Below are 10,451 nucleotides of genomic sequence, written 5' to 3'. Positions count from 1 at the left end.
TTCCCATTCCGCTTCACTCGGTAGTCGGTATTCCCGAACCGTTAGTTTTGATAATCTCGCACAGAACTCGATCGCATCGTACCAGTTGACTTGTTCCACGGGACGGCGATCGCTATCGGGACGGTCTTTAAAATAGGCTGGCTTGAAATCAAGGTCTTGTTTAACTTTTAAATCCGTGCGAGAGGCGATCGCTTTCCACTGGGCCTGGGTGATGGGGTATTTACCCATAAAGAAGGGTGGGACAGTTACTTCATGTTGTGGTCTTTCCCTTCTAAATCCTTCCCAATTAAATTTTTTAACCAGTCTTTCGATTTCCTCATCTTCTGTTCCCATCAGGAAAGTTCCCCCCGGAATGGCGACCATTTCTAAGGTGATGCCTTTGCCCAGATCTTCCCTGAAATATTGGGACTGTTTCGACTCTTTTTTGATTTGCTCACCCTTCGCATTTACTCCCACCACCTCAAAGTTAAATACTGATAACAGTTGTTTTGGCTCTTCCGGTTCAAGCTTGAACTGATAGCCAATTGCTCTTTCTAGTTGCTCAAATCCGTCTTCTTGCCAATAATCAAGCCGGTGAATATCTTGCAGATTCAAGCTAACTTCTGCAAGTCGCAGATCAGGAATTTCGCATTCTTCTAACCTCATGGGAATAAAAAAAATTGTCCCCGGTAGCATCTCTCCCAAGGTATCAAGTGCAATCCTCAACTCCCGTTGGATGTATCCCTGCTTATTAGCTGATTTCGCTGACAGACAGGCGAGAAAAATCTGACTAGCTTTAATCGCTTTCGGAATTTCATCTCGCCAAATTTGACCCGGAATCAGGTCTTTTTTATCCAACCAAGGTTTATATCCCGCTTGCTTAAGGCGCTCATGCAGTGCCAAAACTGCTGGTTTGTCCTCACTAGCGTGAGCTAGGAAAATTTGAATCTCTGACTTTTTCATAACTTTTTCTTATGACCACAAGTAGGGGAGAGCCAGATTAACTGGCAGAAAATCTCTAAATAAACCATTTAATTGATTATTACTCATTCTTAATTCTCCTGTCTCCTGACTCCTGACGACCGGCTCCTAACCCCACCAACAAACTTTTTCAGCAAACCCTAGTTAATTATTTTTAGCTAGTTGACTGACAACCCATGCTCTTAAATTCTTTTCTGCTTTAACTTCATCCTCTTTAGCAGTGGCTAAAAATTCATAGAGTTTAGTTTTCGGAACTAGGGGAAAAGTCGTACTAAATTCTTCTTCCTGATAAACCCCCTTTTCTAACCGATAAATGCGCCAGATTTGTCCATTAAAACGCCATAATTCCGGCACTCCTAAACGGGCATAAAGTGCTAATTTATTAATATCCGTGTGGGTTATATCCACTTCCACCACTAAATCTGGGGGCGGATCTTCAGTTAAATTAATCCTTTTTCCTAGCACTTTAGCTTGATTTTGAATATAGTAAGCATTGTCGGGTTCTGCTCCTCGTTCTAAATCTTCCCTAGCTAGAGTTGTGGAACCCAGACTTTTAATTTTTAAACCCAATTCTACCACCAAAATCCGAATAAATAATCCAATTAATTCTCGATAAAACTCCTGTTCTTCTAGGGGCATAGTAATCTCTAAAGTACCACGATCATAAAATAGATGGGCGCGATTATTTTCCCCTAGGGCCTGTAAAATTTGCCGATAGGATAACCAACTGAGATGATTAAAAACTACCCGTTTTTCGCCCCTAATTTGCTCAGTATTTAACTCCAGAGGAATCGTCACCATAATTACCTCAACTCTCAGCTAGTTGACTAACAAGCCATGCTCTTAAATTCTTTTCTGCCCTCACTTCATCCTCTTTAGCAGTGGCTAAAAATTCATAGAGTTTAGTTTTCGGAACTAGGGGAAAAGTGGGACTAAATTCTTCTTCCTGATAAACCCCATTTTCTAACCGATAAATGCGCCAGATTTGTCCATTAAAACGCCATAATTCTGGCACTCCCAAACGGGCATAAAGTGCTAATTTATTAATATCCGTGTGGGTTATATCCACTTCCACCACTAAATCTGGGGGCGGATCTTCAGTTAAATTAATTCTTTTTCCTAGCACTTTAGCTTGATTTTGAATATAGTAGGCATTATCCGGTTCTGCTCCTCGTTCTAAATCTTCCCTAGCTAGAGTTGTGGAACCCAGACTTTTAATTTTTAAACCCAATTCGGACACCAAAAAATAGATAAAACGTCCGATTAATTCTCGGTAAAACTCGTGTTCTTCTAGGGGCATAGTAATCTCTAAAGTGCCACGATCATAAAATAAATGGGCGCGATTATTTTCCCCTAGGGCCTGTAAAATTTGCCGATAGGATAACCAACTGAGATGATTAAAAACTACCCGTTTTTCGCCCCTAATTTGCTCAGTATTTAACTCCAGAGGAACTGTCACCATAACTGCCCCGAAAAGCGAAATTTATGCCCAAAAAAGGGGGTTGATTCACCCCCTTATTATCTTATTAAACCAGTGCCGGAACCTGGGGCCAACGCCCGATCGTCTTACCAATGACCGCTAACTCCTGAGTTAATCGATCGAATCGGTCGGGGGTCAAGGATTGCGGCCCATCAGATAGGGCCTTCGCCGGGTTAGGATGTACCTCGATCATCAAGGAATCGGCCCCAGCTGCCAGGGAAGCCATGGCCATGGTCGGTACATATTCCCATTTACCCGTACCGTGGCTAGGATCGATCATGATCGGCAGGTGGGTTAAAGTTCTTAAAACGGGAATACAGGATAAATCTAGGGTATTGCGAGTATATTTACTGTCAAAGGTGCGGATACCGCGTTCGCAGAGAATAACATTGCTATTTCCTGCCGCGAGGATATATTCTGCCGCCATCAACCAATCTTCAATAGTGGCCGCCATGCCGCGCTTGAGTAGGACTGGTTTCGGTTGCGCCCCAACTTTTTTCAGGAGGGAAAAATTCTGCATATTGCGGGCCCCCACCTGCACCACGTCGGCTATTTCGACAATCTTATCGAGATCCGCCGCGTCCATTACTTCCGTGATAATACCCAAACCACTGGCATCTCTAGCCGCCGCTAGTAATTCCAAAGCGCTTTCCCCGTGACCTTGGAAAGCGTATGGAGAAGTGCGGGGTTTGTAGGCACCACCCCGGAGGAATTGCGCTCCGGCTGCTGCCACTCGTTTGGCAGTTTCCACGATCATCGCCTCATTTTCCACCGAACAGGGGCCGGCGACAATGCTAACGGTATGATTTCTGCCGATGGGGATAACACCGTTAGGAGTGGGGACTAAAACCTCGCTGTATTCCCCGTGACGGTATTCTAAAGAGGCGCGTTTGAAGGGTTGTTCGACTCGCAGGACGGTTTCGATCCAAGGGCTTAATTCTTGGATTTGTAGGGGGTCTAATTCCCTGGTTTCTCCGACTAAACCGATGACAACTTTATGCTTACCGACGATTTTTTCGGGACTTAATCCCCATGCCTCGAATTCGGCACTGACGCGCTCGATTTCAATTTCCGGGGAACCAACTTTCATGACAATAATCATGGCATTAACCCTTTATTTTTTCCTTTAATCTCTATTGTTGACGATTTCTAGAGGTTATCTATTTTTCTTCCACTTCTTTTTTGCCGGACCGCCAAGCAGCGATCGTTCTGCCAAAATTAGCTTGAAATTCTTGCCATCCTAGCCAATCCCCCACCCGATCCTCGTCCCAAGAAGCGGAGAAGATGCCATAACTCAGACCGATAAAACCTAGACCAAATAGGCTTAAACTGACGAGCATGGCGACGTAGGAAGGGATTTCGAGAAGATTGTGGCTAATAATCCAGTAGAAGCCAAAAAAGGAAGTTATCCCCAATACTGTCGGAATGCCACAAAATACCGCCATCCGTTTGGCCATCCGTTGACTGACCGCTTGCGGAATTGCCTTTAAGCTGGTTTCCTCGGAGCGATTCTTTATCGGCGGTGGCACGGGACTAGGGGCAATTTTCGGGGTTTTTCGCTTATTTTGGCGCGGCTCAAAGGGAAGACGCTCTTTTTTCTCCGTCGATTTCGATTCAGAGGCCATGGTAGGGATGCAAGGGGGGTAAGCTTAACGGCGAATTCCGAGACGACCGATCAGGGTTTGATAACGTTGTTGATCTTTCTTCTGAATATAGGTTAACAGTCCCCGACGACGACCGATCATCTGGAGTAATCCCCGACGGGAAGCGTGGTCTTTTGGGTTAGCTTTCAGGTGTTCGGTCAGTTGGTTGATTCTCTCGGTTAAGAAAGCTACCTGTAACTCCGATGATCCTGTATCGGTTTCGTGGGACTGATATTGGCTGATTAGTTCTTGTTTTTTGGTCTGGGTTAAGGCCATAGGACTCGTGATCTCTGCTTAAACACTGCAATCTATTATAGTATCACGTTTCTGGTCGATCCGTAAACATTGTTCGGGAGATAGGGTGATGAGACAGCTTCCCAATCTCCCCAATTCCCCAATTCCCCAATTCCCCATTGCCGCAAATCATGGCAAAATCTTAGACATAGCGTCTAACTTACCCTGAAGATTCCATGCTGTTAAAATCCACGACCCGTCATATTCGCATTTATACGGCTGAAGTAAAAAATAATCAATTAATCGAGAGTAACAATGTTTTGACTCTTGATGTGGATCCCGATAATGAATTTAATTGGGAAGAAGTGGCTCTCAATAAGGTTTATAGTAAGTTTGATGAATTGGTAGAGTCCTACAATGGGGAAGAACTGAGCGAATATAATCTCCGTCGCATCGGTTCAGATCTGGAACATTTTATCCGTTCTCTCCTGCAAAAAGGCGAAATCAGCTATAATCTCAACGCCAGAGTCCAGAACTATAGTATGGGTTTACCAAAATTAGGGTGAACGATCCCGCGTCAGTCCCCACCCGGACACCTAGGCAGGTGGGGAATTTGCATCGCAGCAATGAGGAATTTCACGAATTGGGGTGAGGGAACAATGGCTCTTCTAGGTTCTGTGTGATAAGTTTAACTTACATAGGATCGATCTTTGTGTCCTTTGTGTCTTTGTGGTTCGTTCCACCCCCGCGCTAGGGGGAATATATCTTAGAGTACATTTTACCCACCAAATCCAAGAGATAAGTGGTCGTGCAAAATTAATTTCCTAGTCGAGACGGTTGAGGGGAGATAGCTATCAGAGATCGGATTTGAGTTTTCAGTTCGCTGTTTACTGATCACTGAAAACCTCCCCACTTCCCACCCAATCTAGGGAAATTACACTTTTACCACGTTGCTAAAAGAGATTTTCAGGTAATCATCTTCCATTTTTGCTCCGGAAGGTTTCAGGGCTGCCAAAGCTTGGGGTAAAACTAAATTACGACGGTGATTACCAATGCGAATATTTAACTCGTCTCCAGTTTTATTTAGTTGTATCTGTTCCTTTGGTATGCCGGGTAAATATAACTCCAAACTGTAATTATTTTCCTGTTGAACTACCCGAATGGTGTTTTCTTGGTAATAAACCTTAGTCGGATCTTCCCCAGCAAAAAGAGTTTCTTTCAGTCTTTCTAAAGCGGGTAAACCACACATTTCTTCGGAGTAGAGAGGAACCTCCTTAACCGGTAAGGGATGAAAATTATCGTAAATTTCCTGTTTATAACCCTGTTGATTTTCTTTCCAACGAGCAAAGAAAGGATCGGTTACTTTGTCGGGAATAATCCGATTAGCAATAATTAAATCGGTAGAAACATTATAGAGACTTAGATAGGCATGGGCGCGTAAAGACTCCTTAATCACCATTTTTTCGGGGTTTGTCACCAAACGTACCGAGGTTTGAGTATTATCGGTCAAAACCTTTTCCAAAGCCTCGATCTGCTCATAAAACTCGTAGGGAGCGTCCATAACTTCCTTGTCCGGTAGGGAAAAACCGGCGATCGGTCGAAAAAAAGGTTCCACCAGTGGTCGCAATGCCACCGACATTCCCTGTAAAGGTTTGTAAAATCTTCTCATGTACCAACCGCCCACCTCTGGCAAACTCAGCAATCGTAAAGCTGTCCCCGTGGGTGCGGAATCGATAATCAACACATCATAAGTACCCTCATCGTAGTGGCGTTTCATGCGAACTAAGCCGAAAATCTCATCCATTCCGGGTAAAATCGCTAATTCTTCCGCTTGCACTCCATCTAAACCCCTAGCTTGTAATACCTGAGTAATATAACGTTTTACTGCGCCCCAGTTGCCTTCTAACTCCATTAGTGCATCTAATTCTGCTCCCCAAAGATGGGGACGTACCAAACGAGGATCGTGACCTAATTCGAGATCGAAACTGTCAGCGAGAGAGTGAGCGGGATCGGTGCTGAGAACTAGGGTTTTATAGCCAAGTTCGGCGCAGCGGAGTCCTGTAGCGGCGGCGACGGAGGTTTTACCCACGCCTCCTTTACCGGTCATGAGAATTACACGCATGGGGGCTGATTCTAAGAAAATTTACATTACTTATTCTTATTATGACGGGAAAGTTAACAAATTTGGGACAAGAATCAGCATTCTTGGCTATAAAATTCCACTCCCTGACCATCACTCCGGGGAATTAGGCTCTGTTCAAAAAATTGCTGACAGCGATTTTCGGCATCAGCGACGAGAACTTTGGCAAAATGACCGTTTTCGAGAACTTCTTGCCTCGGACGTTGTTCGTAGGCATAGATAATCAAAATATCTCCGGGTTGACAGAGCAGCGCAGCACCACCGTTAGGGCAAATTTCCCCGGTTTGGCCAGGAAAAACGTAGGTGGAAAAGCGCTTACCATTGCTAAGATTGACCACATCCACCTCTTCAAGGGGCAAAATACCGACCCGCTCAATCAATTCTCGATCGATAGTGATACTGCCGACATAATCGACGTTAGCCTCGCTGACGCGCACTCGATGGAGTTTGGCGTGCATTAATCGAATTGTTCCCATGTATTTTTTCCTATTTCCCCCAATTACCTCAATTATTATGCTCTCCCAGTGGGAATGTTTACTAAAAAATCTCGGTCAATGGCAAGGTTCTTTTACTCGTCTGTCTCCCCAAGGCGACTTGATCGAAGATACCCCGACTTTGGTATCTTTGCAAGGCATTAATAATAATCGATCGATTCGTCAATTGGTCCGCCGTCTCTACAGCGATCGAGCGCCGGAAGATTTAATTTTAGAGTATAGTTCTCTGCATCAGGGTATTCTATTTAGCCAGACGGGAGCTTTTTGTCAAGGTTCTCTATATTTTAGTAGTTTTTCCTCACAATTCGGAGCAGAATTTGGCTTAATCTCTGGGGAAAGACGATTAAGAATCGTACAGTTATTTAATGAACGCTGTGAGTTTGATCGCTTGACTTTAATTCGGGAAAAGTTAGTTGATTCTCAGTCACCAGAAAGACCGATGTTAACGGTGGAGCAATTACTGGGTCAATGGCGAGGACAAGCAGTGACAACGGGACGGGATTTTTATAATTCTGCTGCCTATTCTACCCATATCTCGATCGAGCGTCAGGGGGATAATTATCTCTCGCAAACTTTGACTTTTGGTGATCATCAAATCACTTCTAGCGCTCGTATTGAGGGACAAAGATTGTTGTTTGAAAATAGTCAGCTGCCGGTGCAAATTCTGATGCTGCCCGATGGAGCTTCCTGTAATACACCTCTGAAAATTACTGCTGGTCATCCTTTTGTTTTAGAGGTGGGTTGGTTGCTTTCTCCTACTCAAAGACAGCGCCTAATTCGTTCTTATGATCAGAAGGGAGAATGGACAGGTATTACTCTGGTGACGGAGGAAAAAGAAAACTATTAGACTATTATCTATTATAAGTACCTAAGCAAAATTAATTACACATTTTGATAAAGCTCTTGCCTTTTGCCTATCTTCACTAGAAAATTTATTTTGCATGACTACTTACTATAGCAGTTTTCATTAGAATGAGCCATAGGCAAGGGGCTTAAACCCTTTGTTGGCAAAACTTGTCGATACCTTAGTGATGTGAAAAGTGCTATATTAAGTTCCAGTCTATTATACTAATACACTAGCCCCCTACTCCTCACCTAAGGGAAGATTTTTGATTTTTGCAAGAGGTCTCATCAAGAGAGCCATCTTTTTTCTAACCATGCCAGGACACTTTGAACATCCGCCACTTTTTCTCCTTCAGGTACAGGTGGACGTTGTACCATGACCACGGTTATTCCCAACTCTCTAGCGGCGATAATTTTGGCGTAAGTGGCATCACCGCCGCTATTTTTGCTCACGATCACCCCAATTTTATATTCTTGTAAAAGAGAGCGCTCTGACTGTAAGGAAAAAGGCCCCCGTTCCAATAATAATTTTCCAATCGGTACGATGGCATCTGGTTCCGGAGGGTCAATCATCCGCATCAAAAACCAGATATTGTTTAAATGTGCATAACTTGCCAGTTCTTGCCGACCAATAGTGAGAAATATCCTCGGTGCTAACTCTGGTAAAATATTCGCCGCCGCTTGATTGTTTTCTACTTCAATCCAATTATCTCCAGATACTTTTTCCCAAGCTGGACGACTTAACATTAATCGAGGAATACCACAATCCGAGGCGGCTTGAGCGGCATTAAAGGAAATTTGTGCGGCAAAGGGATGGGTGGCATCAATTAAACAATCAATGCCTTCTTGCCGCAGATAATTGGCTAACCCAGTGGCACCACCAAACCCCCCCCGACGAGAAGGAGTTGTGAGAGTAATCGGTTCTCTCGTGCGATCGGCAAAGGAAGCGATGGCATCTATACCCGGAATTGCCGCAATTTTAGCCGCTAATACCGCCGCTTCCCCTGTTCCCCCTAAAATCAGCACTCTTTTATTTTTAGTCATCTAGCAATCGCCAAAAGGCTTCCACTGATATTCAGCCAACCCTAATTAACTTAACAATATAATCCCTGAATCCACTGCCATTCTTGGGCTAATCCTTCGGCTAAAGAGACTTGGGGATTATAACCTAGAATAGTACGCGCTTTGGTGACATCGGCGGCGGTGTGACGGGCATCTCCCCGGGCCAATCCTTGATGCAGTCGCTCGATCGGTTTACCGATGACTTTTTCCATGGTATCCAAGACATCCAGCAAAACCACGCGACTACCACCACCAATATTAAACACCTCACCCAACGCTTCCGGCACTACAGCAGCGGCTAAATTAGCGGCTACAGCATCGCTAATGAAGGTAAAATCGCGGGTTTGTTTTCCATCACCGTAGATGCCAATCGGTTTACCTGCGATCGCGGCTTGAAAAAACTTATGGAAAGCCATATCGGGACGTTGCCGCGGTCCATAAACGGTGAAATAACGCAAGGCAGTGACGGGAACGTTAAAATTCTGGTGATATAGCCAACAGAGTCTTTCTGCCGCTAATTTGGTGATGCCGTAGGGTGAAACTGGTTGGGGACAAAGGGTTTCGGGAGTCGGCATCGTTTCCGCATTGCCATACACCGAGGAAGTGGAAGCAAAAACCATCCGTTGTAAAGAAGGGGTTTCCTTAGCGGCCTCAAGGATAATTTGAGTAGCATTTATATTCCTTTCGGTATATTGACGAAATCCATCACCCCAGCTTGCTCTGACTCCTGCTTGGGCTGCCTGATGGAATAATACTTCTACTCCTTGCAACAGTTGTCTCCAGTCGAGGGCTTGTATATCCGCTTCTATTAACTTAAATTCGCGATATTTGGCTAGAATATGGGCATTTTGGCGCTTTAAACTGGGGTCGTAATAATCGTTAAATTGATCGATACCGATCACCTGATCTCCTTGTTCTAAAAGCTTTTGTGCCAAGTTAGAACCTATAAAACCCGCGACACCAGTAACAATATGAGTAGCCATTTAATCCTAGTCGTTGATATTTTGTATCGATTGTAATCATTTTTGTTCTTTTTACCGCAATTAATTTCCGCCGTCCGCTGTCAGCTTTTAGGGATCAAAATCGATAGATTAGATCTCTTGCAAAAATCAAAAATCTTTCCTTAGGTGAGGAGTCACGAGCCAGTAGTCATACTAAATCCGTTGAGTACAGGCTAGTTATGAGGAGAGGCAAAAGGCAAAGGGGAATAAATAATCAGTTTTTAATAACTGGATTTAGTATCAGTAGTCAGGAGAATTAAGAATGATCATTAATCAATTAAATGCTCTATTCAGGGATTTTATGCAATTTTATGCCTATTCTTCTCATTTTTAAACTATCAAAAATTAATTATGCAAGAACTCTAATGTTTACAGATAGTTCTAACAATCCAAAAAAAGACTTCAGGATGATCAATCCAAAATTATCAAATCATCGCCTAATTCAGCAACGCTTATCATAATTCTAACAACAAAAAAGCACCCCCTCGCGGGAGTGCCTTTTCGTTCAGACTAGAACTTAACCATTGATAGCAGGAGCAGTCAGAGCTACAGGAGCCTGTTCACCACTAGCTAAGTCTAAGGGGAAGTTGTGAG

Annotated in this window: 12 protein-coding genes and 1 pseudogene; 2 read left to right on the top strand and 11 right to left on the bottom strand. The window is 43.9% G+C overall.

Annotation, left to right across the window (positions count from 1 at the left end; translation table 11 throughout):
- From O9323_RS16880 to rpsO, 6 genes are all read right to left on the bottom strand, one after another.
- Positions 1-942: SUMF1/EgtB/PvdO family nonheme iron enzyme (locus tag O9323_RS16880; protein ID WP_288125456.1), on the bottom strand; the 942-nt coding region annotated here is incomplete at its 3' end.
- Between the two features lie 162 nt (positions 943-1,104).
- Positions 1,105-1,761: a Uma2 family endonuclease gene (locus O9323_RS16875; protein WP_002750794.1), complete on the bottom strand. Its 657-nt coding sequence runs from the start codon at positions 1,759-1,761 to the stop codon at positions 1,105-1,107.
- Positions 1,762-1,768: 7 nt separating this feature from the next.
- Positions 1,769-2,422 (bottom strand): Uma2 family endonuclease, encoded by a 654-nt coding sequence (locus O9323_RS16870; RefSeq protein ID WP_288125455.1) that lies wholly within the window; start codon positions 2,420-2,422, stop codon positions 1,769-1,771.
- Between the two features lie 64 nt (positions 2,423-2,486).
- Positions 2,487-3,542, bottom strand: coding sequence for a 3-deoxy-7-phosphoheptulonate synthase (gene aroF / locus O9323_RS16865; protein WP_002750796.1), 1,056 nt, complete (start codon positions 3,540-3,542; stop codon positions 2,487-2,489).
- Between the two features lie 58 nt (positions 3,543-3,600).
- Complete coding sequence (locus O9323_RS16860) at positions 3,601-4,065, bottom strand: PAM68 family protein (RefSeq protein WP_002738795.1); 465 nt, start codon at positions 4,063-4,065, stop codon at positions 3,601-3,603.
- Positions 4,066-4,089: 24 nt separating this feature from the next.
- Complete coding sequence (gene rpsO, locus O9323_RS16855) at positions 4,090-4,359, bottom strand: 30S ribosomal protein S15 (protein ID WP_002741886.1); 270 nt, start codon at positions 4,357-4,359, stop codon at positions 4,090-4,092.
- A gap of 194 nt (positions 4,360-4,553) precedes the next feature.
- Between rpsO and O9323_RS16850 the strand changes: the two genes are divergently transcribed.
- On the top strand, positions 4,554-4,883 hold the full coding sequence (locus O9323_RS16850; protein WP_002738864.1) for an NAD(P)H-quinone oxidoreductase subunit M: 330 nt from the start codon (positions 4,554-4,556) through the stop codon (positions 4,881-4,883).
- 368 nt (positions 4,884-5,251) lie between these two features.
- On the opposite strand, the gene O9323_RS16845 is transcribed toward O9323_RS16850, so the two are convergent.
- Both O9323_RS16845 and panD read right to left on the bottom strand, forming a co-directional pair.
- Positions 5,252-6,439, bottom strand: coding sequence for a TRC40/GET3/ArsA family transport-energizing ATPase (locus O9323_RS16845; RefSeq protein ID WP_002741890.1), 1,188 nt, complete (start codon positions 6,437-6,439; stop codon positions 5,252-5,254).
- Positions 6,440-6,513: 74 nt separating this feature from the next.
- Complete coding sequence (gene panD, locus O9323_RS16840; RefSeq protein ID WP_002750797.1) at positions 6,514-6,933, bottom strand: aspartate 1-decarboxylase; 420 nt, start codon at positions 6,931-6,933, stop codon at positions 6,514-6,516.
- 37 nt (positions 6,934-6,970) lie between these two features.
- Here panD and O9323_RS16835 point away from each other — a divergent pair, with 37 nt between their 5' ends.
- Positions 6,971-7,798: a DUF3598 family protein gene (locus O9323_RS16835; protein ID WP_002750798.1), complete on the top strand. Its 828-nt coding sequence runs from the start codon at positions 6,971-6,973 to the stop codon at positions 7,796-7,798.
- A 284-nt stretch (positions 7,799-8,082) separates the two neighbouring features.
- On the opposite strand, the gene O9323_RS16830 is transcribed toward O9323_RS16835, so the two are convergent.
- From O9323_RS16830 to O9323_RS16820, 3 genes and pseudogenes are all read right to left on the bottom strand, one after another.
- A complete protein-coding gene (locus O9323_RS16830) occupies positions 8,083-8,838 on the bottom strand; it encodes a cobalt-precorrin-6A reductase (RefSeq protein ID WP_024970695.1) in 756 nt (251 codons plus the stop codon).
- A gap of 50 nt (positions 8,839-8,888) precedes the next feature.
- Positions 8,889-9,839 carry an NAD-dependent epimerase/dehydratase family protein gene (locus O9323_RS16825; RefSeq protein WP_002750808.1) on the bottom strand — a complete coding sequence of 317 codons (951 nt, stop codon included), beginning with the start codon at positions 9,837-9,839 and terminating at the stop codon, positions 8,889-8,891.
- Positions 9,840-10,374: 535 nt separating this feature from the next.
- A pseudogene (locus O9323_RS16820) lies at positions 10,375-10,451 on the bottom strand (photosystem Q(B) 2 domain protein); the annotation flags it as partial.

The organism is Microcystis sp. LE19-131.1A, from assembly GCF_027532015.1.
Taxonomy (GTDB): domain Bacteria; phylum Cyanobacteriota; class Cyanobacteriia; order Cyanobacteriales; family Microcystaceae; genus Microcystis; species Microcystis ichthyoblabe_A.
Note: the sequence above shows the minus strand (reverse complement) of the source record. Positions and strands in the feature narration are given on the sequence as shown.

Coding starts and splice junctions, on each gene's coding strand:
- O9323_RS16875 (WP_002750794.1), bottom strand. CDS start 1,761: ATGGTGACGATTCCTCTGGAGTTAAATACTGAGCAAATTAGGGGCGAA.
- O9323_RS16870 (WP_288125455.1), bottom strand. CDS start 2,422: ATGGTGACAGTTCCTCTGGAGTTAAATACTGAGCAAATTAGGGGCGAA.
- aroF (WP_002750796.1), bottom strand. CDS start 3,542: ATGATTATTGTCATGAAAGTTGGTTCCCCGGAAATTGAAATCGAGCGC.
- O9323_RS16860 (WP_002738795.1), bottom strand. CDS start 4,065: ATGGCCTCTGAATCGAAATCGACGGAGAAAAAAGAGCGTCTTCCCTTT.
- rpsO (WP_002741886.1), bottom strand. CDS start 4,359: ATGGCCTTAACCCAGACCAAAAAACAAGAACTAATCAGCCAATATCAG.
- O9323_RS16850 (WP_002738864.1), top strand. CDS start 4,554: ATGCTGTTAAAATCCACGACCCGTCATATTCGCATTTATACGGCTGAA.
- O9323_RS16845 (WP_002741890.1), bottom strand. CDS start 6,439: ATGCGTGTAATTCTCATGACCGGTAAAGGAGGCGTGGGTAAAACCTCC.
- panD (WP_002750797.1), bottom strand. CDS start 6,933: ATGGGAACAATTCGATTAATGCACGCCAAACTCCATCGAGTGCGCGTC.
- O9323_RS16835 (WP_002750798.1), top strand. CDS start 6,971: ATGCTCTCCCAGTGGGAATGTTTACTAAAAAATCTCGGTCAATGGCAA.
- O9323_RS16830 (WP_024970695.1), bottom strand. CDS start 8,838: ATGACTAAAAATAAAAGAGTGCTGATTTTAGGGGGAACAGGGGAAGCG.
- O9323_RS16825 (WP_002750808.1), bottom strand. CDS start 9,839: ATGGCTACTCATATTGTTACTGGTGTCGCGGGTTTTATAGGTTCTAAC.